This window comes from Paucimonas lemoignei, from assembly GCF_004342585.1.
Classification (GTDB): domain Bacteria; phylum Pseudomonadota; class Gammaproteobacteria; order Burkholderiales; family Burkholderiaceae_D; genus Paucimonas; species Paucimonas lemoignei.
The window spans coordinates 22,031-43,797 of the sequence record NZ_SLZQ01000012.1 but is presented as its reverse complement, the minus strand read 5'-3'; the positions used below and the strand labels follow the sequence as shown (position 1 = coordinate 43,797).

Here is a 21,767-nt window from a genome sequence, read left to right as displayed (position 1 = left end):
AATTAAATAAATTGCACCAAATTGGGCGCAGAAAGTTATTGGCAGCGCCAGACCATGTATTTTTTACTATTGTATCCCTAGTTATTTAATTTGCACGCTTATCGAAAAGTGGCTTGTTTCCTAACAAGCGAAATATCAATTCCCATATCTCCGGTAAATAAGGCCGTGCAAGCCATGGTCGGCGGCGTGTAAAATTGCAGAGATTCATTTTTACGCATTACTTTTAGGAAGAGCATGTCTTTGAAGGAAGATCCAAATCTGGTGGCCAGCCGGCCTATCCGCCCTCTACCCAATCTGATTTTCATGAGCCGTTGGCTGCAGCTGCCGCTGTATCTGGGCTTGATCCTGGCGCAAGCCGTGTATGTATTTCATTTCTGGGTTGAACTCACTGACCTGATCGGTGCGGCATTTGGCAATGCCAGCTCCCTTGAGCACATCCTGACCGCTGTCTCCATCGATGGCGCGCCACGCGGCACCAAACTGACTGAAACCACGATCATGCTGGTGGTGCTCGGCCTGATCGACGTTGTCATGATTTCCAACCTGCTGATCATGGTGATCGTCGGCGGCTATGAAACCTTTGTGTCGCGCATGAACTTGGAAAATCACCCGGACCAGCCGGAATGGCTGTCGCATGTGAACGCTTCGGTGCTGAAAGTCAAGCTGGCCACTGCCATCATCGGCATTTCATCGATCCATTTGTTGAAGACCTTTATCAATGCCGGCGCCTATGACATCAAGGTACTGCTGGCGCAAACCGGCATTCACATTACTTTCCTGCTGTCGGCGCTGGCAATCGCCTATACCGACAAGCTGCTCAATGCCGCCCACGGACCGAATCCTCATCATTAATCTTTTGAAAGCACTGACATGACTATCATCAAGCAAGAAGACCTGATCGAATCGGTCGCTGCAGCACTTCAGTACATCTCTTACTACCATCCTCAGGATTACATCCAGCATCTGGCGCGCGCCTACGAGAGCGAGCAAAGCCCGGCTGCCAAGGACGCCATCGCGCAAATCCTGACCAACTCGAAGATGTGCGCCGAAGGCCGCCGTCCGATCTGCCAGGACACCGGCATCGTCAACGTCTTCCTGAAGATCGGCATGGATGTGCGCTTCGAAGGCTTCAAGGGCTCGATCGAGGATGCGGTCAACGAAGGCGTGCGCCGCGGTTACCTGAATCCGGATAACGTGCTGCGCGCTTCCGTGCTGTCGGACCCGATCTTCGACCGCAAGAACACCAAGGACAATACGCCGGCTGTGGTGCACATGAGCGTGGTGCCGGGCAATACCATCGACGTCATCGTCGCGGCCAAGGGCGGCGGCTCCGAAAACAAGTCGAAGTTCGTCATGATGAACCCGAGCGACAACCTGGTCGACTGGGTCCTGAAGACCGTGCCGACCATGGGCGCAGGCTGGTGCCCGCCGGGCATGCTGGGCATCGGCGTCGGCGGCACCGCCGAGAAGGCCATGATGCTGGCGAAAGAGTCGCTGATGGAAGACATCGACATGTACGAACTGCTGCAGCGCGGCCCGCAGAACAAGCTGGAAGAATTGCGCATCGAGCTGTATGAGAAGGTCAATGCGCTCGGCATCGGCGCACAGGGCCTGGGCGGCCTGACCACCGTGCTGGACATCAAGATCAAGACCTATCCGACCCACGCCGCCTCCAAGCCGGTCGCCATGATCCCGAACTGCGCCGCTACCCGCCATGCGCATTTCGTGCTGGATGGTTCGGGCCCGTCCTACATCGAACCGCCGTCACTGTCCGACTGGCCGGACGTGCAGTGGGTGCCGGATACCGAGAAATCCAAGCGTATCGACCTGAACACCTTAACGAAGGAGGAAGTCGCCTCGTGGAAGCCGGGCCAGACCCTGCTTTTGAACGGCAAGATGCTGACCGGCCGCGATGCCGCGCACAAGCGCATCCAGGACATGCTGGCCAAGGGCGAAAAGCTGCCGGTCGACTTCACCAACCGCGTGATCTACTACGTCGGCCCGGTCGATCCGGTGCGTGAAGAAGTCGTCGGTCCGGCCGGCCCGACCACCGCGACCCGCATGGACAAGTTCACCGACATGATGCTGGAAAAGACCGGTTTGATCTCGATGATCGGCAAGGCCGAGCGCGGCCCGGTCGCCATCGAATCGATCAAGAAGCACAAGTCAGCTTACCTGATGGCCGTCGGCGGCTCGGCTTATCTGGTCTCGAAAGCGATCAAGAGCGCCAAGGTGGTCGGCTTCGAAGACCTGGGCATGGAAGCGATCTACGAATTCGAGGTCAAGGACATGCCGGTCACCGTGGCGGTCGATGCCAACGGTATCTCCGTGCACAACACCGGTCCGAAGGAATGGCAGGAGCGCATCGCTTCCGGCAAGGCCATCGGCATCCCGGTAAAGACTGTCTAAGTTTTTCGCTACCCTCCATGTCGCAAACTGCCTCCCACGGTCTGGCTGAGAAGCCGGACCGGCTGCGGCAGCGCGGAGCCTCTTCCGCGGATTCCAGCCTGCGCCCGATCGGCGTTTTTGACTCGGGCATAGGCGGCCTGTCGGTCTTGCGGCATATCTGCAAGCATCTGCCCAACGAAAACCTGCTGTATTTTGCCGATTCCGGCTTTGCTCCCTATGGCGGCAAGCCGGTTGACGTAATCGTTGCCCGCACCATGGGCATCGCGGAATTCCTGCTGAGCCAGGGCGCCAAGGCACTGGTAGTGGCCTGCAATACCGCTACTGCTGCCTCCATCAAGGCGCTGCGCGAGCGCTACCCTGCCCTGCCGGTGGTCGGCGTCGAGCCCGGCTTGAAGCCGGCCGCCGCGATTTCCAAAACTCGCAAGGTTGGCGTACTGGCCACGGAGCGCACTCTCGCCAGTGAAAAATTTCAGCTGCTGCGCGAGCAGATCAGCAGCGCGACTTCCGTCGAATTCCTTTCCCAGGCCTGCAAGGGCCTCGCCGACCAGGTGGAGAAAGGCGAGCTGCATTCGCCCGCTACGCTGGTGCTGTTGAACCAGTACGTCACGCCCCTGCTGCGGGAAGGCGTCGATACGCTGGTACTCGGCTGTACCCATTACCCGTTCGTCCAGCCGGCTATCGAAACCCTGATCCGGCAAATTTCCGCGCATCCGGTCGAAATCATCGATACCGGCGAAGCGGTCGCACGACAGCTTGGGCGCCAGCTGGAACTGCATGGCTTGCGAAGTCGGACAGGCGAACCCGGCGCGCTGCAGGCATTTACCACAGGCAGCCGGACGGCCCTGGCACAGGCATTTGGCACGCTGCTGCACCTGAATCCTGAGATCTCAGCGATCCAGTCCGAGGCTGCCGGTTAATCAAATCGCCTGCTCTGGCGCACCCGGATGAAAAAATTACAGCCGGAGTGCAGAAGCAATTGCCAGAATCGCGAGGCTTTTGTATAATGGCGGACTGCCAATATGCAAGTGATTGCGGCAAAGCTGTTTCAGTGGCGACTGTAGCTCAGTTGGTAGAGTCCAGGATTGTGATTCCTGTTGTCGCGGGTTCGAGCCCCGTCGGTCGCCCCACCAGATGCATGCGAAAAGCCCGGCCATGTGCTGGGCTTTTCCTTTCTATGCCTCTTCATCGGCCCATGTAGCTCAGTGGCAGAGCACTCCCTTGGTAAGGGAGAGGTCGGCAGTTCAATCCTGCCCATGGGCACCACCATCTTCTCCAGTTCTTCTCGAAGCCGGTAATAGCCGGATTCACATGCGTAGTCTCGCGGGCTGCGCTAAACGGCTTTCCCCATCCCAACAGGAACTCCACTCGCCAGGCGCAGACTAAAAATCTGATAACTGTCATGGAGCCTGTCTTATGCCCGAATTGATTTCAGTTGCCTATCCAGATCCGTACAAGGCAGCGGACGTACTCAACGCCATGCGCCGGCTCCAGAACGAATATCTCATCGATCTCGAAGATGCCGCCTATGTCACCAAAGACAGTGACGGCAAGATTCGCCTGCATCAATCCGTCAACATCCCCGCGATTGGCGCCGTATCAGGAACGTTCTGGGGTGCGCTGATCGGTTTGATTTTCATGAACCCCTTGCTCGGCGCAGCGATCGGCGCCGGCAGCGGCGCGCTGACCGGCGCCCTCACCGACTACGGCATCGATGATGACTTCATGAAAGACCTGGCAGCGGAACTGCGCCCGAACAGTTCCGCACTTTTCATCCTCGCCCGACGCTATACGCCGGACAAGGTCATTCAGGAATTGTCACGCTTCGGCGGCACCGTGCTGCGCACATCCCTGACGCACGACGCCGAAAATCAATTACAACTTGCACTAAATGGCGAAGGCCCGCTTGTTGAAGGTACGTACTCCGTCATGCCCGATGCACAAAGGGGCGCGCAATCTGCGCCTCCCTGATAAAGCGCAAGATAACGTCGATAAAAAACGTTGTAATGAATGCACGGTAGCGTAGTGATGCGCAGTTGGCGATATCGTTAGTTCGGCGCACGGTCGGTGAGACACATCGGGTCTTGACTCTGATGACGGACTTTCCGATTCGCGCTGCTCCTGAAAAGTTGTTTCCTTTAAAGAGTGCAATAGGAGTGCTTCCATGAATCCTACTTACCCATCGTCTTCTTCCACGACTTCCAGCGACATGACTTCATCCCAGTTGAGCAGCAATCTGGACGATGTCACCGACGATACCACCTTGAGCAGCGCATACCAGACAAGCAGCCGCAGTCAATCCACCAGCTCGGCATTGCGCACGGAGCTGAGCAATCTGAAAAGCGATCTCGATACCCTGCTGTCGCGCGCAACCAATTTGTCCGAGACCGAGCTGCGCCAGGAATATTCGCGCCTGATGGGCAAGTTCAGTTCTTTGCGTTCCTCCGCGCGCAACGTGGCGGCACAGGGGAAACAGCAACTCAACCGCGGCATGGATGTCACCAGCGGCTACGTCCGTGAAAAACCGCTGCAATCGGTCGCGGTCGCAACCGGCGTCGGCATGATGCTGGGCATGCTCTTCAAGCGCCATTAAGCAAACCTACGGATAATTAACGTCCCATGCTAAATACCTTACGCAAATCCAGAAAGCTCTATGCAATTGCATTGAACCGGATACAGGATTACAAGGAACTGCTCCGCATCGAAATGAAATTGCAAGGGCGTGGCGTCGGCATGCTCGTCGCCGCCTACGTACTCGCCGCGTTCTTTGCGGTTCTGGCCGTGATCTTCATTGGCGCGGCCATCATCGTGTCTGCCTGGGATACCGATTACCGTACCGAGGCGGCCTGGCTGGTCGTGGCCCTGTACTTTCTTATTGCCGGAGGCTGCGTCTATTTCGCCAAGAACTACCATGCCGAGTCGGCAATCAACACTGTAAAAAATGAACTGCAACGCGATTACAAGGCTTTGAAGGAGAGTCTGTGAACCGGCACCAGCGCGTATCCCTAACTGACGAAAAAGAAGCCCTGCTGGCCAGGATGCAGGCTAGCCGCGGGGCTTATCAACGTATGCTGTTGGGCCAGGAAGAGCCCATTGTCGAGGTAAAGCCGCCGCCACCTGCCAACGCTTTCCCTAAAAGTAAAACGATAAGCTGGATTCGCGACCATCCCTATCTGATGCTGGCCGGCGTGGCAGCCGCAATTCTAGCGACGCAACGCCGCCCGCGCCAGGCGGCACGAACCGTCGTGCGCAAAGGAGGGACGGCTGCGAAAGCGTTTTCACGCAATCACCAGACCATCCAGGCAGCGATCGGCATTGTCGCCATGCTAGCCCGCGCTGCGGGACAACGGCGGCGCCGATAAACGCCTTTGCACCGCTCGATTACGATTCGGTATCAGTTGGCTACACCAGGCATGGAAACATGCTTCTAGCTATGTTTTTTAATCCAATAGACAGGAGGCCTATATGGCAAAGCGATTGCTGCTTATTTTGAGTGTGCTCACTTTTACAGCTGGAATGACCGCATGCAATACGATGAAGGGGTTCGGCCAGGACGTAGAGCGTGGCGGTGAAAAGATTCAACGCGGTAGCGACGACGCCAGAAAGTAACGCCGCATAACGCTGGCAAATAAAAACGTGCCAATGCGAGTTGGCACGTTTTTATATTTAGCGTAAATGAGGAATGAATACTTCGATGAAAGAGTAAAGTGTTAACCCCTTCTGACAACGCCCATCTTCAATCTGCTTAGCCATTCAAGCTCGATTCACTCTTTATCCCTGCCATACCTTTCCGAACGATAGCTGTCGGTGCCGTAGCTTTCCCTGCTTCCCGCATCGCTTCCCGTCGATGACGTGGCGGACGAGTGCGATGGCCAGACAAACGTGACCGGGCGCGCATGACCTTTTCCAGCTTTGACGGCAGCAGATCGGTCAATCGTCCTGCCACCGGATTCGGCATGAATACGATAATTGCCGCCGGACGGCAAATCGACAAGAAGAATCGGCCCGTCACACTTGGTTTCCAGTACTGTACGGCCACGCGCATCCACGATCGATACATCGACATTTGCCACATAGGATCCGGTTTTCTCGGCGAAGGTCATCATCAGATCGTAATCCTTGGCCGCAGCTTGCTTCATGTAGGCAGTTTCATCCTCTCCCACGCCGCCGCACATGTAAGTCACGCCATTTTCGGTACGCGGCGTAACAGCGACACTTGATGAACTGCTTGCAGGACGCGACTGCGCGATATCGGGCGTAATCAGTTGACCACCGCCGCCGGAAGTCGAGGTCTGCATACCGCTTGCTCCAGACGAATCTCCTCCACCGTTCTCGCTGCCTGATGGAACCTGTGAACCGCTTCCCATGGTTGGCGGCGGATATTGCCCTGCGCCTGCAGGTGGCGTCGCGGTTCCCGATTCCGACATGCCGCCTGATGAAGGCTGCTGCGGGACTGACTGGACAGACTGCGCCAGGACGGTGGATGAAACAAGGCCCAGCGCGACAAGCAAGGTGCTACATGATTTCATGACTTATCCTCCTGCACAACAACAAAAAATTTACCTGCCCAATGCCGGCCAAGCGCCGACGGGCAAGCCGCGAAGATTCATTCATGCATCCAACAGTATCCGGCTAATACAGTCTGTTCGCCGTACCACCTTGTGGTGGCTTCTGCATCGATCCGGCTGCATGGGAATTGTTTCTGGCGGCGACATATCCATGCGACATTTCCCGCAAATACTCCATGACCTTGGCATCTTCCACGGGAGCGGAATCCTCATACCATTGATCCACGGAAGTGAGCCAATCCGGCACCATCAAGCAAACGACGTTTTGCACTTCCGTTCGCAATTCGGTGATGCTGTCGGCGCTGGCTACCGGCACGGCCACGATGATCTGCGCCGGCTGCTCATGCCGCAAGGCCCTGGTCGCGGCCAGCATCGTCGCACCGCTCGCCAACCCGTCATCGGCAACGATCACCACCTTGTCCTTCAGATCGAGAGGAGGACGCACGGCACGATAGGATCGTTCACGCTGCTTCATTGCTGTCAATTCCCGTTGCGCTATCGCTTCGATGGCATCCGGGGCAATATCCATCAATGAAATCGTTTCCGGACGCAAGACGCATACGCCTCGGCTACTTATCGCGCCAAGCGCGACACCGTCATGTCCGGGGACACCAAGCTTGGCAACGGGCATCACATCGAGCGGACATTCAAGACGCGATGCAATCGCAAAGCCTACCGGCACACCGCCGCGCGGCAGTGCCACGACCACCGCATCTTGTCGACCGGCATATTCTTTCAGCTGCTGGGATAGCAGCTGGCCTGCCTGCAATCGGTTGTGAAATGGTTCCATGATGGGAAGTCCCGCAACGCAGTTAAGTGTCTGCAAAATTGGGAAAACGATTTAACCGGGCACGCGTAATTTTGTCCCTGTGTATTGTTTTCCAGGTTTGCAAATTTCGACACTTTTGCAGCGTCGGGGTTCGCATGCCGCACGACGGCAGCATACGAATCTCATTCAGGGGATAAAGCGGAATTACACTTGTAAACGGCCGCGAGTGCCGATTTCCGGAGGCGGCTCGATGGCTGAAGAAGTTTTTTTTGCCGGCCTTGCATAATTGAAGATGGCAGTATGCACATCCTGCACCGGCTGCACCGCTTTCGCTTTCATTTTCGGCTTCGCCGGATCGATAGGAGATGGCGGTGTGCCGGGCCGGTCACATGCGCCGAGAAACAGCAGTAATGTAGCCGCCAGCACAAGCCGCCCACCTCTTTTCATGTTTCGTACGGCAAGGATCTGCGGAACGCGGTTTTCCATGATCTTCCCCGTTGAGAATTCGTCTGCGATCAGAACACTTGGCATTTATGCAAACGGCATGCCCGTATCGGCGAGCAAGGCGCGCACTGTCGTCAGCACGCGCTCGCGCACCAGTTCCGGCCGCTGTTTATTCTCGGTGGAAGCCACATGCACGCTGCGATGGCGGTGTCGGTCAAGGGGCGCCCAGCGGCGCGCGCCGCTGCCGCAGCACAGCGCAACGCTAGGGATCTGCAAGGCAGCGGCGATATGGGCAATGCCCGTATCGTTGCAAACAACCAGCCGCGCTTGCGACAGCAATGCGGAAAATGCGCCGACGCCAAGCTTGCCGACCAGGTTGAGCGCCGGCGCATGCATATGTTGCTGAACGGTGGACGCGATCGCAGTCTCCAGCGCCGAGCCGACCAGCACGACCTGCAGCCCGGCGTCATGCAAGGTATCGGCAATCCGCGCGAAGTCTTGCGGGGGCCAGCGCAGCGCCGGCATGCGCGCACCGGGATGGATGCAGACATAGCTGCCGGGTTGTGGAGGCTCCGGCAGACAGGCCCGCAAGGCATGCCGGTCTGCATCGGTGACAGGGAATTCCATGTCATGGCTGTTCATCGGAATGCCGAGAAAATTCATCAGGCGGGCGAGCCGCAGGATGTCATGGCAATTCTCGTCCCAGGGCATGAAGTGCAGCGGATCAGGGCAATACTCGCCCTGCCGGTAAAAGCCTGCATTCCTCGCTGCGCCGAAGGTGCGAACAATGGGATTGCTCAGGCCTCCGCTGCCGTGGATTTGCAGCACGCAATCGAAACGCTCCGCCTGCATGGCGGCCATGAACGTGGGGATGCGCGCCAGATCCACGGATTGCCCCGGCAAGCCGGGGAAACCAGGGAAGTCGACATGCGCATCAATATAGTGTGAAAAGCGCCGGGCGAAACTGGCCGCCCAGGGCAAGCCGATGAGCGTGATATGCGCCGAAGGTATTGCCTGTCGCAATGCGCGCAATGCCGGCACGGCACACAACATTTCGCCCAGATGCATGGCGCGAAACACGGCGATTTTTGGCCGCGCCGTCGAGGCGCAAGCATCGAGCAAACGAAATGGCAGGCTCACTGGATTCATGCAAATTGACTCCCAAGGGTTGCCGATATTCGCTAGCTCGGCATGGGGCTGATGCATTCATCTTAGCGGCGTGCCAACAGTGCAGTTTCGTTTCCCGCAAACTGCTTTTGTATCTATATCAGTATTCAATCATGCAGGGATGCTGATGTACTTTGCGCGTTTGATTCTGGCCAAGCAAACGGGAGCTTGCCGGTAATTGCTACAGGAGCGCCGGTAAAAAATTCTCTCGCCACTTTCTTTAACTGGCTCGTTTCGTGCGAGGAGAAATGGCTAGCTGGCTGCCCCGCTTGTTGCGCATGTAGATCGATTGCCCGACCAGTGCGGCGACCAGGTTGAAGGTATTGGTCCAGACGAATACCCAGCTATCCAGCATGTAGCTGTACACGACGAAGCCGATCGATGCCATGATCTGCCCGATGAACAGCCAGCCGGATACGCCCGCGCAACTCTTGCTGCGCCATTGCGTATAGACCTGCGACGAAATCGTTAACGCCAGGACCAATGCGCTTGCCCACCCTATTGCTTCTGACATCCTTTTCATTCCTTTTCGTTTGTGCCGCCCTGAGCATGCAAAGCAAAACTCCATGTCAGCGCAGCACTGTCAGCCTCATGCCGACATTGCCGCGACAAGCACTCAGCCCTGAATATTCAGGCGTCGCGCATGATTCGGAATGCTGGCGACCTGCAGCGTAATGTCGAGCACGCCATCGTGCATCGACGCTTTTGCCGAATCAGGATCGGCGCCTTCCGGCAAGGGAATCGACCGGTAGAAGTGACCCCGGTTGCACTCGGCTTGGCGATATTCCTGGCGATGCCGCCCCAGTCCTCCGCGCCGTTCTCCCTCGATCAATAACTGGCCGCGCACGATTTCAATCTGCACGTCTTCCTTGCTCACACCCGGCAGGTCGGCACAGATATGCACCTGGCCATCGTGCTGCTCAATATCCACCGGGGGCGTCCATTCGCCAGCCGTGCGCGACAATGGCAGCACACTTTTTCGCATGCTTCCTCCAGGACTGATCCACCGTCCCAGAAATTGTTCCATTTCTTCACCCATCTTGCGCACGATTCGCAAAGGATCGTCCCATGACTGCGGCATGCCGGAAGTCTGGCGCGCGGTACTCGCGCTGCCTTGAGCGGTCTTGTGCTCGCTTGTGGATGACGCAGTTCCCGCACCTGATGCACCTGAACCTGACATACCTGAGGAGTGGGACGCGCCGACAGCACTTCGCGTGTCCGCACCGGACATGCCGCTTTCCCGAGCCGCTGCGGAAGCCGAGGCTGGCGTCCCGTCTGCGCTGATATTGACGGATGCGCTCTTCGACTGGCTTTCCACCATTTTCTTGAAACGCGCCAGGTCGCCGTCATCCTGGGGCGAATCGCTGTAGATGGAAAACGGATGCCGCAGCGATTCCTCATCGGCTTCCATGTGCAGAGAGATCCGGGTCTTCTCCTGATCGATGACATGGAACTCCACCCGCCCCTCATTTTTCGGACCGCTCGTATTGCGCCAGGCAATACACTTTTCCGGAATGTTTTCGGTAATTTCTGCATCCCATTCCATTTCTTTCCCACCTTTTTCCGCGCGCCAGTGCAAATGAGATTCGTCAAGCTGGTGAACGGAATGGACCCCTTTCATGAATCGCGGGAATTCTTCGAATTCATTGAGCTTCCGATATGCAACGCTTATCGGCACATTCACTTCAATGGAACGTTCGACTGTGGTCATTGCTTTCTCCTCATATCCTGATGTGCTTCACCTTCATCAGATCAGCAGCAGTAAATGCTTTTCATCGCGAACATTAGACTGAATCACATGTCAATCGTTTAGTAAGCTCGATTCGGAAGAAAGATGGAACGGGAATTGCGTTAGGAGCTTGTGTAAGCGCGGCAAATAAACGAAAACATTTGGGGACGGAAATAGCCAATGGCAAAAATTATTGCTTTTCCCAAGAATTCCTGTTGTACCCATCAAGCCAGCAAACACCCTGGCATCAATCGGGCTTTGCTTGACGGCGCACTGCCGGTCATCCAACCTGAACCTGAACATGCAAAGCGCATTCAGCCGATCTGGAAATCGCGCATGCATGGCATTCTCATGTCGGTGGTATTGCCGGCACGTGGCCGCCCCGGATTGCTGAACCGCTGTCTGGCTGCCCTGATGCGACAGACGCTGTCGCCGATGCGCTACGAAATCATTGTGGTGGATACCGCGCCCAGCAGCACCAGCCGCAAGGTGGTGGAACATTACCTGACCAGGCCAGGCAATGGCCCCTGCATCATTTACCTGCCTGTGGAAAGTCGCGACAGTCCCGGCACTGCCCGCAATCATGGCTGGCATATCGCGCGCGGCACGCTGGTGGCGTTCACCGAAGAAGACATGATCCCCTGCCGCGACTGGCTTGCGCAGGGATTGCAAGCGTTCGATGGCGTGGCGCAAGCCGCACGTGGACGCGTCATCATGCCGACAGCCGGATTGCCGACATCGAACGAAGATACATTAATGAAGCTGGAGCAGGCGGAATTCGCCAGCGTCAATTGCTTTTTCCTGAAACGGGTGCTGGAAGACCTTGGCGGGTTCGATGAGCGATTCGGCGCAGCCGGGCGTGAAGATGCCGATCTCTATTTCCGCCTGTTGCAGGCCGAGGCAGTCATCGCCGATGCGCCATTGGCCGTGGTGGAACACCCGGTTGGATCGGTGCCGTGGGGCGCCAGTCTGTGGGAACAAAAGAATTTGCAGTTCGATGCGCTATTGCGTAAAAAGCATCCCCATCTGTATCGCGAAAAGATTGCCGCGCCTTTGCCGTGGCATTACCACATCAGTGTTGCGGCATTGCTGTTTCTGATCGCGGCGATGCTGACGCATAACCTGCCGGTCGCGATGTTCGCGGCATTTTGCTGGGGCATGACGAGCGCGTACATCTTCCTGCAGCGGCTGCGCGGCACAGCCAAGTCGCTCTTCAATATCTCCGATGTTCTGGTGACATCGCTGCTGCTGCCGCCGCTCGCGGTATTCTGGCGCATCGTCGGCGCGCTGCGCTTTCGGGTAGGTTTTATATAAGGCCGGATCTGTGGCAGTTGAGTCCGGCCTCGCCAATTTTCATCACCGGATATCGAGACGCACCGCCTGTTCGCAATGCGCGCCCGGCACTTCCCGTCCGGATTTGAACGCCATCGCGATCGCCTTTTTGTCCGGCACGGGACGAGGCGGCTCCGGTTGATGCATGAATTCCACAGGCAGCTCGGATTCCGAATCGATCACCACGGCCGGCGGGTTTTTCTTGACGGCGAGCGAAAACAGCGCGGTGGTCACGCGCTCCCGCTGCGCCCGCTGCATCAGATCCAGGATCAGCTTGCGCCCGCGCTCCGCCGCCTTTTGCAACGTGGCATGGCGGGCGGCGAGGTCTTCCATGGTCTTCACGATGCCGATGTCCGCCGTCTCCAGGTTGCGCACCATCTTCGCCAGGTTTTCCAGGTGCTCGTCCAGCGGCCCCGATTCGCTTTCCAGCGTATCGCGGATAACTTGCGGATCGTCGTGCTGCTCGGTCAGGAACTCTGCCAGGCGGCGATATTCCGCCGCTAGCTCAAAGGCCTCGAATACCGGTTTCATGCATGGGCTCCATAGATCAGATCCTCGGCGGATTCCAGCGCGGCCTTGCGTTCATCCTTCAAACGCGTCAGCTCCAGCAGCGCGGCCTGATCCGGGACCGCATTGGCGGTACGGTATGCCGATGCAAATACCCGATACAGCTCATCCAGGTCGCGCGCACCGCTGATCGAATCGGCCAACTCCTTCTTCTGCTGCTCGCTCAGCGCAGGCGGCGTGGCAGCCGGTTCTTCCTCGCCGGACTGCAACCATGCCAGCAACTGGCGGCCGGTGTCGACATCGGGCCGGATGATCTGGCCATCGAAGAGGCGCGTGCGATCCTTGCCGACATAGGCATTGTGCTGGGCGTCGAGCTCCATGAAGATGGTGAACTCGTAATCGATCCCGTCGCGCATGATGGGCGCCAGGCCGATCTTGCGCACCACGCTCTTGCCGGTACGCTCATCCTTTTCCTGCACATACTCGGTCTTGGCGCGCATGGTCGCGATGATGTGGCAGCGACTTTGCAGCAAGGCTTCCACCAGCGCGTTATGCTCGGGCGTCACCTGGCGCCATGCCTGCCACGAATTGCCGGAACGGTCGGCGATCTTGCCCTGGCGGTCCAGCGAACCGCCCTCGCCGCTCCAGGCATGCGTGAGGCTGTCGATGATGATCGTCGTCACGCCGGCCTGTTCGAGCGCGCGAATGGCTTCGATATAACGGCCCGGCGTAAACGGCGGCGCCAGGCGCAGCACGTCATATCCCTCAGGGAGCAGGTCGGCATAGAGATCGCCGCTGCCATGCTCGGTATCGATCATGCCGACCCGGCCTCCCAGGCCGGAAGCGATCAACAAGGCGGAATACGTTTTACCGCTGCCTGCCGGCCCCGACATACCCAGGCGCAGTTTGGCGCGGCGCTTGGTTGCGCGATGAATTTCGAATTCGCTCATGATGCGACATTTCCTTTCAAAGTTTTCGTCTTCAATCTGCTCAAGACGGCCAATTTGCGCGAACCATTGCAAACCGCCATCTCCATAATCCTGATGGTCATCCATGGTTAATATGGTGGCGATTCCGCGCCCTAAGTTAAGACAACTCAATACGACAATTTTGGTAGCTTTTCCTGCCAGTCTTGTGCCGATAAAAATTCGTTTTTATGGAATTTTTTTTAGCCGTATTTGCGCAAGCAGGTGGCTGGAGTGTGTTGACAACGACCGATAAGGTAGCAATTCTTTGACATAAGAAACGGGTAATCGTTCCTTCTCCAAGGCATCTTGCAAGACCATTTCACGCTCCTGCGGATCGCTTCCCAGCGACGGCGTCCAGACCACTTTTTCGCGCTTGCAGCGGGCGATCAGGACAGCATGCGTATAGCTTTCCTCGAAGAGGCGGCGCGCCAATACCAGCTCACCTTTTTGCAGAAGCGGCTGCACCTTGACCCACGATTGCGCCATCTCATCCGTCCACACCACGGAATTGGCTTCCGTGGCCGGCAGCATCGCCCAGGCCTCGTCGGCATCCGGCCGGCCATCATCGATCCGCACCAGGATTTCGCCGATATTGAGGGAGCCATGAAGCTCCATGCGGCAGCGCGCCAGCGCCTTCAGCACGCTGGAGCGGTCAAGTTTCTCCAGGTCCTTGGCAAGCAGCGCGACGGCCGAAGGCGACAAAGGATGCCCGCAAAGCTCCGAAGTCGCGGCGATTGCGCCTTCGAGATCCCGTGGAGGCATCACGACAGGCCGACGTGCCGGCATTTGACCTACTGTAGAAGTGCGTCGCATATTGATTTACCTTCAAAAATTAAACACGCCAACATCAAGCTTCAGCAAAAACCACAGGTAGCATTTCCATGCAAAATACAAGCCGGCCATGCTCGTGGCAGATTTACATCACCATTTCAACGCACTACCAATTTGGTTGTGGATTATCAACATAAAAAAGCGTTAAGCAGTTAAAATATGCACATTCTTGTAAATTGGAAAATGCTTTGAATGTAAGGCAGGAGTGCTATTGCCGCTTCAAGGCAGCTGCCGGACATTCAGCCGTATAGGATGCTTCATGGCTTTGGATAGCGCACAAATTCGTCATCGGAACTTTATGAAATTATTCAACGATTTCATAAACAAGCATCCGGACGAGCCAAGACGCGGCATGCTAAAAGCATTCGCCAATCGCCTGCAGCTTTCCGAGCGCTACCTCAGCCATATCAAGTGCAACCGCAAGAACATTGGTGCCAATCTCGCCCGCACAATAGAAAAACGTCTCAGGCTGACCCACGGCTGGATGGACAGAGAACACGAACCCTATACCGTACCTCTGGACGACAAGGAAAAACTCTTCATCGCCACAGCACTCACCTTTTTCCGTGCCCACCCCGTCGAAGCGCGGGAACAGCTGATGCGTTACTTCCAGCAGCAATTCATCGAAGCCGAATAAGCTGTTTGCCTTTCCTTCATCGATTGATCTGATAACAAAAACAATTGTTCCTCAGCTTGCTTCAAACAACGAAGCGCCGCATTAGCGCGTCGTATTAGCAAAAAATAAGCTTGTTTTTCTGCAATTCAGCTCGGTAATCCAAGCTTGCCGACTTTAGGCATACACCTATTCGAACTCTAAAATCATACCATAAAAGTAGCTTTTATCTGTATGGGCATACAGTATTTTTCAGGCAGTAATGGCTGGAACAACAGTGCGGTAAAAGCTGATCAGGAGCGCAGATTCTGAATATTCTTTTCTTCCAGAATGGGGATGGGAGCAATCTCGTCCAGTTCGCCGGAGCGATCCGGCATGCCATATTCTTCCAGGCGGTTGTACAGCGTTTTGAGGCTGATGCCGAGAATTGCGGCGGCACGCTTTTTCACGCCATCACATAGCTTGAGCGTGGCAAAGATAATTTGCCGATCCACTTCCGCAAGCGAAGTCCCGACAGGAACAGCGAGCGTCATGCCCTTTGCTGACGGAGATTCTTCGAAGTCAGGCGCCAGGGTACTCACGCTGATTACCTGGTCAGCGAGGATGTACGCACGCTGAACATGATTACGCAATTCACGGACGTTACCTGGCCATTTGCGCTCGGCCAGATTGTTCAAGGCGTCCGGCGTAAGAATCTTTGCGGTGCCATGCGCCGCGTTCAACTCGTCGAGAAAATACTGCGCGAGAAGCGCCACGTCTTCGCCACGTTCACGCAAAGGCGGGATATAGATTGGAAAAACATTGAGGCGGTGATATAAGTCCAGGCGCAACTTGCCTTCCGCTACAGCCTGTTCCGGATCGCGATTGCTGGCCGCGATCACGCGCACGTCGCAGGCGATTTCCTGCGCGCTGCCGATGCGCATGAACGATCCGCTCTCCAGCACGCGCAACAGCTTGACCTGGAGGTCGATCGGCATTTCGGTAATCTCGTCCAGGAATAATGTGCCGCCGTTCGCACGCTCGAAATATCCCTTGTGCTGCCTTTCCGCGCCGGTAAAGCTGCCTTTTTCATGCCCGAAGATTTCACTCTCGATGAGTTGCGGCGAAATAGCACCGCAATTCACAGCGATGAATGGCTGCTTCTGCCGCAGGCTGAAGGCGTGGATCGACTGGGCGGCAAGTTCCTTTCCCGTGCCGCTTTCCCCAAGCAATAACACGGTCGCATCGGTAGGCGCGACGCGGGCGATATGGTGATAAAGCTTCTGCATGGCAGGTGCCGCACCCATCATCAAGCCGAAATGGCCGCCCCCCCTCATTTCCTGCAGAGCCGTGTCCGTATCATGATTCAAAGGCTTGACCGGTTCCACATGTTCAACGGGAGCATTGATCGGGTTAACGTCATCCACTGCCAGTGCATTCGACATATCGCGTATTTTCCAGTGTTAAGGACGGACAGAAAATTTACCCTGCCCGATTGCCGCAGCAGCTTACTTCCGCAACAGCCTACTTCTTCAGCGTCATTTTGTTTTCCACGCTTTTCACGCCATCAATTCCTCTGACGATACTTGCCACGCGTTCTCGTTGACGCTCGTTTTCCACCGCGCCACTCAACGTCACGACACCCTTGTTCGTCTCGACATTGACCTCGCTGCCTTTCACGGTCGTATCGGCCAACAAGGCGGACTTGGCCTTCGTGGTAAGAACCGAATCATCGACTGCGCGCTCGGCTCGTTGCAGAGTAGAACTGGCTTCCGAGCCACTGTCGGATCGTGAAGAGGAACCGGCGGACTCAAGGCGCGCGGACTGTGCGCCGGAGGATTGTGAGGTCGTATCATCGGCGGCACGCCGCTCGCAAGCTGTCAGTGCCACACCGACAAAGAGTAAGACTACCGAGGTTTTCAACAAGTCGATGGCTTTCGTCATTCTCTATCCTTATACGTTTGCTAAAGGTGCTTGCTAGACTCTATGAGAATTAATAAGTTCTTTAACAATTCATTCGAGCAACTGCGAGTCATTAGCGAAATTCAACACAATCAAGCAAGTCTTACTTTAAGAATAGAAAAAAGAGGCATATCTGCCCTGTCACATTTTGTGACAGTTCACGATACATAGTGCGATAAGCCTGCTGTCACTCTCGTGAGGCAGGTCAAGCGGCGAACGTATTTCTCAAGGCGTTCTTTTTGGAGGGATCACATTGTCGGTATAAGCCAAAATGCTTGTCTTGATCGAAGTGTGTTGAGAAGCGCGTCTGTGTTTAATCAGGGAATGTTAAGCCGTTGCACTTTCATTCCGCATCGCGTGGCGAAAGTAGTCGATCGTTTGCCGCAATCCATCTTCGAGCCCGACTGCCGGTTCCCATTTCAGCTTTTCCCGCGCCAGCGTGATATCGGGTCGGCGCCTGACCGGATCGTCGCTTGGAATCGGCTTGAATTCCAGACGCGAAGACGACTCCGTCAAGGCAATGATACGCTCGGCCAGTTCCAGCATGGTGTATTCGCCAGGATTGCCGACATTCACGGGTCCGGTGAAATCATCCGGCGTATTCATCAATGCATGGAATGCGCGAATCATGTCGTCGACGTAGCAGAACGACCGCGTCTGCTTGCCATCGCCGTATATCGTTATCGGCTTTCCGGCCAATGCCTGGATGACGAAATTGGATACCACGCGTCCGTCGTTCGGATGCATGCGCGGGCCATAGGTATTGAATATGCGGGCGACTTTCACTCGCAGGTTATGCTGCCTGCGATAGTCCATGAACAGCGTTTCCGCGCACCGCTTGCCTTCATCGTAGCAGGACCGCAGGCCGATCGGATTCACGTGCCCCCAGTAGTTTTCGGTTTGCGGGTGCGCCTGGGGATCGCCATAGACTTCGCTGGTGGACGCCTGCAGAATCTTCGCTTTCACGCGCTTGGCAAGTCCGAGCATGTTGATCGCGCCATGCACGCTGGTCTTCGTGGTCTGTACAGGATCAAACTGGTAGTGGATCGGCGACGCCGGACAGGCAAGGTTGTAGATCTCATCCACTTCCACATAGAGCGGAAAGGTAATGTCATGGCGCAGGAATTCAAAGCGCGGATTGCCGAACAGATGGGCGATATTGGCTTTTGTACCTGTATAAAAATTATCCACGCATAGCACGTCATGCCCTTTGGCCAGCAGGAATTCACACAAGTGGGAACCTAAGAACCCGGCGCCGCCAGTGACGAGTATCCGCTTGCTATGCAATTCTCTCATGGCTACCTCATCTCGAAATATGGGTGAATGGACCGGCAGGCAAGTCAGTTCTGGCGTTATCGCTCAGTACCAGGCAAACTTCCCGATACACGGCTTCAGCATCAATTTGATCGGCGCATAAATGTCCGATCGGGCAGACCTGGTGCATGCATGGACGACAAGGCACGTCGGCGGCCAGCGTCCGGTGGCGGCGCGAATCGAGCGGTGCCCATCGCCTGGAGTCCGAACCGCAACTGATGACCACGCTCGGCGTTTTCACTGCCGTGGCGATATGCGAAGTGCCGGTATCATTGCAAACTACCAGCCTCGCTTCCGCCACCAGTGCAGCGAAAGCACCGAGATCGGTTCTGCCGCACAGGTTGATCGGCTTCGCATGCATGGCGCGCTCGACTGACTGGACCAGTTCGCTTTCTTCCTTGGCGCCGGTCAGCACGACTGCCAGCCCTTCCCGGCGCAGGCGGTCCGCCACTGCCGCGAAGCGCTCGGCAGGCCAGCGGCGGGATGGCATGCGTGCACCGGGATGAATGCAGACGTAGCTTCCCGGCGGCGGCAATTTTTCGCCGCATTCATGCAAGCGGCGCCAATCCTTTTCTTCGAGCGGAAATTCCAGCTCATCGTCTTCGGCAGGTAAACCCAGCCAGGAAAGTAGTTGCAGGTTGCGCCTGATTTCATGCTGCTTCTCTTCCCATGGCATGAAGTAGCGGGCGTCCGGGCAGAAATTACCTTCTGTGAAAAAGCCGGCGGTCCGCGCAGCGCCAAAGCTGGCCACAAGCGGATTGGTCAGTACGCCACTGCCGTGCAACTGCAGCAGGACATCGAAGCGCTGCTCCTGCATCACGAACATGAAGCCGGGGATACGGCTCAGTTCGACTGGATGCTCGGGCAAGCCGGGATAGCCGGGAAAACTGAAAAAGCTGTCGATATACCGATGAAATCTTCTGGCAAAGCTTTCCGCCCACGGCAAGCCAATGAGGGAAATATGCGCATCCGGCGCTGCCTGCCGCAAGGCGCGCAGCGCCGGCACCACGCACAGCATGTCGCCAAGCTGCAGCGCGCGAAACACGCCGATGCGGCAGCAACTTTCCAGGCCGGACAGAATATGGTGTCCAGCCCCAAGTCGCGGAAAATTGACGACCTCGTCCATGGCGTCAATTTTTCTCCAGGATGAACGAGCCGATCGCCAGCGCATCGAGCGGCGTGGTCAGGTAGGACTCGACCGCATCACGCGGCGTGCACACCACCGGTTCTCCGCGCGTATTGAAGGAAGTATTGATCAGGACAGGCACATCCGTCTTCCGCGCAAACGTGCGCAACAGATCGTAATAGAGCGGATGCTGGTCGCGGTTGATCGTCTGCACGCGCGCCGTGCCGTCGACATGGCGCACGGCCGGGATGGCATCCGCCTTGGACGGTATCACGTCATACACAAACACCATGAAAGGCGCCACGCCGCCGTTGACGAACCACTTGTCGACTTCTTCTTCCAACACGACCGGCGCGACCGGGCGGAAGTCTTCGCGATCCTTGATCAGGTTGAGGTGCGCCTGCATTTCCGGCTTGACGGGCGATGCCAGGATCGAGCGCGCCCCCAGCGCACGCGGGCCGAATTCCATGCGCCCCTGGAACCAGCCTATGACCTTGTTCTGCGCGAGCAGTTCCGCCGCCGCCTCGGCAATATTGTCCACGCGGCGATAGCGCAGCTTGGCCTGTTTCAGGAACGCTTCGATTTCATCGTCGCCATAGGCGGGGCCGAGAAAGGCATGGTCCATTTGCCAGTAGCGGCGGCGGTCTTGACGTTCCTGCGCATCGATCCGTAACGCCGCGCCAAGCGCCGTGCCGGCATCGCCCGCTGCCGGCTGGACCCACACTTCATCGAACGCCGAGCGGTCACGCAAGCGCGCATTCATGACGCAATTGAGAGCAACGCCGCCCGCCATCGCGAGTTTTTTCATGCCGGTTTCCTGCTGCAGCCAGTTCGCCATTTTCAGCACGGTTTCTTCCAGCACCACCTGCAGGGAGTGCGCGATATCCATGTGGTTTTGCGTCAGCTCCGAGCCGCGTTCGCGCGCCGGTCCCAGCAGCTCTTCCCACTGCACCGGTTGGACTTCGTATTCGCCTGCGCCCTTGTAGGTGATGATTTCGCGGAACAGCGGCGCGTATACCGGTTTGCCGTAGGATGCCAGCGCCATCACCTTGTATTCGTCCGAGGAATGCAGGAATCCGAGATGGCTGGTGACGGCTTCGTACACGAGACCGAGCGAATGCGGCAAGTTGACCTGCTTGATGCGTTGGTACTCGCCACCCGCGTAGCGGCCGAAGCTGGTGGTGGCCTGTTCGCCGCGCCCGTCCATGGTCAGCACTGCGCAGTCGTCGAAGGGTGCGGCCAGGAATGCGCTGGCCTCATGGGAAAGATGGTGTTCGACGAAGTGCCAGCGGTACGGCCCATCGTGCCGCACGCCCTTGAAGCGCTTCTTCAAATGATGCGGTGCGCCGCTGGCCAGTTGGCGCGGCGCATTGACGATCGAAGACAGGAAAAGAGGGTCCCAGGGAGATAGCCAGTCGGACTGATGACGCGACGGCTCCAGCGGCAAGGTGATGGTCTCGGCGCCTGCCCACTCGCCCAGCAACAGGTTCGGCTGATATGAATAGGCGACATGGTCCACATCCTTCAATTCGATCCTCGCTTCTTTCAGGCAGTAGTCGATTGCATGGAAGGGCAATTCCCACGTCGTGAACGGCACTGGCCGCTTGCCATGCTTCACACGAGTAAAGCGCTCATCTTCCACGGCTGCCAGTACGATGCCGTCCTGCACGAGGCAGGCAGCCGAATCATGATATGCGGCATTGATCCCTAAGGTGTACACATAGACCTCCGGTAAGTCGACATCCTGTCTGTAGAGACCTCCCGGTAAAGCAATTGATGTACCCGCCATTTCGATATTTTTTCGCCGGCATTAGTTAGGACCGTGACCTGATCCGGACCAGCCACCGCGCGACTGGCGCTCATCCGAACAACGTGAGCAGCAGTTATTGCAAAACACCTGTGCAAGAACTATAGGAACGCATATCCGAAAAAGACTTGAAAAAAATTAATGCAAATGAGAGATCGAACGTAATGCATGCGAAGTTCTCTTAGCTCTACTCGTTTAGCACAGGCCTTCACTATGTAAATATTGCAGCGTCAAGTAGTGCTTAC

The 21,767-nt window shown here is 56.7% G+C and carries 23 protein-coding genes, 2 tRNA genes and 1 pseudogene; 12 read left to right on the top strand and 14 right to left on the bottom strand.

Annotation, left to right across the window (positions count from 1 at the left end; translation table 11 throughout):
• The first annotated feature begins 234 nt into the window (after nt 1-234).
• The 10 genes from EDC30_RS15765 (at nt 235) to EDC30_RS15720 (ending at nt 6,015) form a co-directional block, all read left to right on the top strand.
• Nucleotides 235-852 (top strand): YqhA family protein, encoded by a 618-nt coding sequence (locus tag EDC30_RS15765; protein ID WP_132259815.1) that lies wholly within the window; start codon nt 235-237, stop codon nt 850-852.
• An 18-nt stretch (nt 853-870) separates the two neighbouring features.
• A complete protein-coding gene (locus EDC30_RS15760; RefSeq protein ID WP_132259814.1) occupies nt 871-2,409 on the top strand; it encodes a fumarate hydratase in 1,539 nt (512 codons plus the stop codon).
• A 17-nt stretch (nt 2,410-2,426) separates the two neighbouring features.
• A complete protein-coding gene (gene murI / locus EDC30_RS15755; RefSeq protein WP_132259813.1) occupies nt 2,427-3,326 on the top strand; it encodes a glutamate racemase in 900 nt (299 codons plus the stop codon).
• A gap of 134 nt (nt 3,327-3,460) precedes the next feature.
• A tRNA-His gene (locus tag EDC30_RS15750) sits at nt 3,461-3,536 on the top strand.
• Nucleotides 3,537-3,597: 61 nt separating this feature from the next.
• Nucleotides 3,598-3,672: transfer RNA gene (locus EDC30_RS15745), tRNA-Thr, on the top strand.
• A 150-nt stretch (nt 3,673-3,822) separates the two neighbouring features.
• Nucleotides 3,823-4,377: a DUF1269 domain-containing protein gene (locus EDC30_RS15740; RefSeq protein ID WP_132259812.1), complete on the top strand. Its 555-nt coding sequence runs from the start codon at nt 3,823-3,825 to the stop codon at nt 4,375-4,377.
• A 193-nt stretch (nt 4,378-4,570) separates the two neighbouring features.
• Nucleotides 4,571-4,999 (top strand): ElaB/YgaM/YqjD family protein, encoded by a 429-nt coding sequence (locus tag EDC30_RS15735; RefSeq protein ID WP_132259811.1) that lies wholly within the window; start codon nt 4,571-4,573, stop codon nt 4,997-4,999.
• A gap of 26 nt (nt 5,000-5,025) precedes the next feature.
• Nucleotides 5,026-5,391 carry a phage holin family protein gene (locus tag EDC30_RS15730; RefSeq protein ID WP_132259810.1) on the top strand — a complete coding sequence of 122 codons (366 nt, stop codon included), beginning with the start codon at nt 5,026-5,028 and terminating at the stop codon, nt 5,389-5,391.
• Nucleotides 5,388-5,768 (top strand): hypothetical protein, encoded by a 381-nt coding sequence (locus EDC30_RS15725; RefSeq protein ID WP_132259809.1) that lies wholly within the window; start codon nt 5,388-5,390, stop codon nt 5,766-5,768. Before EDC30_RS15730 ends, EDC30_RS15725 begins: the two co-directional genes overlap by 4 nt.
• Before the next feature lie 103 nt (nt 5,769-5,871).
• Nucleotides 5,872-6,015: an entericidin A/B family lipoprotein gene (locus EDC30_RS15720; protein ID WP_132259808.1), complete on the top strand. Its 144-nt coding sequence runs from the start codon at nt 5,872-5,874 to the stop codon at nt 6,013-6,015.
• A 155-nt stretch (nt 6,016-6,170) separates the two neighbouring features.
• On the opposite strand, the gene EDC30_RS15715 is transcribed toward EDC30_RS15720, so the two are convergent.
• From EDC30_RS15715 to EDC30_RS15690, 6 genes are all read right to left on the bottom strand, one after another.
• A complete protein-coding gene (locus tag EDC30_RS15715) occupies nt 6,171-6,935 on the bottom strand; it encodes a hypothetical protein (protein ID WP_132259807.1) in 765 nt (254 codons plus the stop codon).
• A 103-nt stretch (nt 6,936-7,038) separates the two neighbouring features.
• Nucleotides 7,039-7,764 (bottom strand): phosphoribosyltransferase, encoded by a 726-nt coding sequence (locus EDC30_RS15710; protein WP_132259806.1) that lies wholly within the window; start codon nt 7,762-7,764, stop codon nt 7,039-7,041.
• Nucleotides 7,765-7,947: 183 nt separating this feature from the next.
• Nucleotides 7,948-8,229, bottom strand: coding sequence for a hypothetical protein (locus EDC30_RS15705; RefSeq protein WP_132259805.1), 282 nt, complete (start codon nt 8,227-8,229; stop codon nt 7,948-7,950).
• A gap of 45 nt (nt 8,230-8,274) precedes the next feature.
• On the bottom strand, nt 8,275-9,336 hold the full coding sequence (locus EDC30_RS15700) for a glycosyltransferase family 9 protein (RefSeq protein ID WP_165973853.1): 1,062 nt from the start codon (nt 9,334-9,336) through the stop codon (nt 8,275-8,277).
• Between the two features lie 238 nt (nt 9,337-9,574).
• On the bottom strand, nt 9,575-9,868 hold the full coding sequence (locus EDC30_RS15695; protein WP_132259803.1) for a hypothetical protein: 294 nt from the start codon (nt 9,866-9,868) through the stop codon (nt 9,575-9,577).
• Between the two features lie 102 nt (nt 9,869-9,970).
• Entirely contained in the window at nt 9,971-11,065 is a 1,095-nt protein-coding gene (locus EDC30_RS15690; protein WP_132259802.1) for an Hsp20 family protein, read from the bottom strand.
• 198 nt (nt 11,066-11,263) lie between these two features.
• Here EDC30_RS15690 and EDC30_RS15685 point away from each other — a divergent pair, with 198 nt between their 5' ends.
• On the top strand, nt 11,264-12,397 hold the full coding sequence (locus EDC30_RS15685) for a glycosyltransferase family 2 protein (RefSeq protein WP_132259801.1): 1,134 nt from the start codon (nt 11,264-11,266) through the stop codon (nt 12,395-12,397).
• A gap of 42 nt (nt 12,398-12,439) precedes the next feature.
• Here the strand turns inward: EDC30_RS15685 and EDC30_RS15680 are convergent, their stop codons facing one another.
• From EDC30_RS15680 to EDC30_RS15670, 3 genes are all read right to left on the bottom strand, one after another.
• On the bottom strand, nt 12,440-12,946 hold the full coding sequence (locus EDC30_RS15680) for a siphovirus Gp157 family protein (protein ID WP_132259800.1): 507 nt from the start codon (nt 12,944-12,946) through the stop codon (nt 12,440-12,442).
• Nucleotides 12,943-13,872, bottom strand: coding sequence for an ATP-binding protein (locus EDC30_RS15675; protein WP_132259799.1), 930 nt, complete (start codon nt 13,870-13,872; stop codon nt 12,943-12,945). The genes EDC30_RS15680 and EDC30_RS15675 overlap by 4 nt, the downstream gene beginning before the upstream one ends.
• 204 nt (nt 13,873-14,076) lie before the next feature.
• A complete protein-coding gene (locus EDC30_RS15670; RefSeq protein WP_165973852.1) occupies nt 14,077-14,676 on the bottom strand; it encodes a hypothetical protein in 600 nt (199 codons plus the stop codon).
• A gap of 304 nt (nt 14,677-14,980) precedes the next feature.
• On the opposite strand from EDC30_RS15670, the gene EDC30_RS15665 reads away from it, so the two are divergent.
• The gene (locus tag EDC30_RS15665; protein WP_132259797.1) at nt 14,981-15,358 is read left to right on the top strand and encodes a hypothetical protein; all 378 of its coding nucleotides are present in this window, start codon (nt 14,981-14,983) and stop codon (nt 15,356-15,358) included.
• 269 nt (nt 15,359-15,627) lie between these two features.
• Here the strand turns inward: EDC30_RS15665 and EDC30_RS15660 are convergent.
• The 5 genes and pseudogenes from EDC30_RS15660 to EDC30_RS15640 form a co-directional block, all read right to left on the bottom strand.
• Nucleotides 15,628-16,647, bottom strand: a pseudogene (locus tag EDC30_RS15660) (sigma-54 interaction domain-containing protein); the annotation flags it as partial.
• Nucleotides 16,648-16,837: 190 nt separating this feature from the next.
• On the bottom strand, nt 16,838-17,257 hold the full coding sequence (locus tag EDC30_RS15655) for a BON domain-containing protein (protein ID WP_132259795.1): 420 nt from the start codon (nt 17,255-17,257) through the stop codon (nt 16,838-16,840).
• Nucleotides 17,258-17,602: 345 nt separating this feature from the next.
• Nucleotides 17,603-18,571: a UDP-glucuronic acid decarboxylase family protein gene (locus EDC30_RS15650; protein ID WP_207907304.1), complete on the bottom strand. Its 969-nt coding sequence runs from the start codon at nt 18,569-18,571 to the stop codon at nt 17,603-17,605.
• Between the two features lie 7 nt (nt 18,572-18,578).
• Complete coding sequence (locus tag EDC30_RS15645; protein WP_165973851.1) at nt 18,579-19,715, bottom strand: glycosyltransferase family 9 protein; 1,137 nt, start codon at nt 19,713-19,715, stop codon at nt 18,579-18,581.
• Nucleotides 19,716-19,719: 4 nt separating this feature from the next.
• Nucleotides 19,720-21,435 (bottom strand): carbamoyltransferase family protein, encoded by a 1,716-nt coding sequence (locus tag EDC30_RS15640; RefSeq protein WP_243656813.1) that lies wholly within the window; start codon nt 21,433-21,435, stop codon nt 19,720-19,722.
• Nucleotides 21,436-21,767 lie beyond the last annotated feature (332 nt).

Excerpts from the sequence above, each read along its gene's own strand:
- EDC30_RS15765 (WP_132259815.1), top strand. The coding sequence starts at position 235 with ATGTCTTTGAAGGAAGATCCAAATCTGGTGGCCAGCCGGCCTATCCGC.
- EDC30_RS15760 (WP_132259814.1), top strand. The coding sequence starts at position 871 with ATGACTATCATCAAGCAAGAAGACCTGATCGAATCGGTCGCTGCAGCA.
- murI (WP_132259813.1), top strand. The coding sequence starts at position 2,427 with ATGTCGCAAACTGCCTCCCACGGTCTGGCTGAGAAGCCGGACCGGCTG.
- EDC30_RS15740 (WP_132259812.1), top strand. The coding sequence starts at position 3,823 with ATGCCCGAATTGATTTCAGTTGCCTATCCAGATCCGTACAAGGCAGCG.
- EDC30_RS15735 (WP_132259811.1), top strand. The coding sequence starts at position 4,571 with ATGAATCCTACTTACCCATCGTCTTCTTCCACGACTTCCAGCGACATG.
- EDC30_RS15730 (WP_132259810.1), top strand. The coding sequence starts at position 5,026 with ATGCTAAATACCTTACGCAAATCCAGAAAGCTCTATGCAATTGCATTG.
- EDC30_RS15720 (WP_132259808.1), top strand. The coding sequence starts at position 5,872 with ATGGCAAAGCGATTGCTGCTTATTTTGAGTGTGCTCACTTTTACAGCT.
- EDC30_RS15715 (WP_132259807.1), bottom strand. The coding sequence starts at position 6,935 with ATGAAATCATGTAGCACCTTGCTTGTCGCGCTGGGCCTTGTTTCATCC.
- EDC30_RS15710 (WP_132259806.1), bottom strand. The coding sequence starts at position 7,764 with ATGGAACCATTTCACAACCGATTGCAGGCAGGCCAGCTGCTATCCCAG.
- EDC30_RS15705 (WP_132259805.1), bottom strand. The coding sequence starts at position 8,229 with ATGGAAAACCGCGTTCCGCAGATCCTTGCCGTACGAAACATGAAAAGA.
- EDC30_RS15700 (WP_165973853.1), bottom strand. The coding sequence starts at position 9,336 with ATGAATCCAGTGAGCCTGCCATTTCGTTTGCTCGATGCTTGCGCCTCG.
- EDC30_RS15695 (WP_132259803.1), bottom strand. The coding sequence starts at position 9,868 with ATGTCAGAAGCAATAGGGTGGGCAAGCGCATTGGTCCTGGCGTTAACG.
- EDC30_RS15690 (WP_132259802.1), bottom strand. The coding sequence starts at position 11,065 with ATGACCACAGTCGAACGTTCCATTGAAGTGAATGTGCCGATAAGCGTT.
- EDC30_RS15685 (WP_132259801.1), top strand. The coding sequence starts at position 11,264 with ATGGCAAAAATTATTGCTTTTCCCAAGAATTCCTGTTGTACCCATCAA.
- EDC30_RS15680 (WP_132259800.1), bottom strand. The coding sequence starts at position 12,946 with ATGAAACCGGTATTCGAGGCCTTTGAGCTAGCGGCGGAATATCGCCGC.
- EDC30_RS15675 (WP_132259799.1), bottom strand. The coding sequence starts at position 13,872 with ATGAGCGAATTCGAAATTCATCGCGCAACCAAGCGCCGCGCCAAACTG.
- EDC30_RS15670 (WP_165973852.1), bottom strand. The coding sequence starts at position 14,676 with ATGCCGGCACGTCGGCCTGTCGTGATGCCTCCACGGGATCTCGAAGGC.
- EDC30_RS15665 (WP_132259797.1), top strand. The coding sequence starts at position 14,981 with ATGGCTTTGGATAGCGCACAAATTCGTCATCGGAACTTTATGAAATTA.
- EDC30_RS15655 (WP_132259795.1), bottom strand. The coding sequence starts at position 17,257 with ATGACGAAAGCCATCGACTTGTTGAAAACCTCGGTAGTCTTACTCTTT.
- EDC30_RS15650 (WP_207907304.1), bottom strand. The coding sequence starts at position 18,571 with ATGAGAGAATTGCATAGCAAGCGGATACTCGTCACTGGCGGCGCCGGG.
- EDC30_RS15645 (WP_165973851.1), bottom strand. The coding sequence starts at position 19,715 with ATGGACGAGGTCGTCAATTTTCCGCGACTTGGGGCTGGACACCATATT.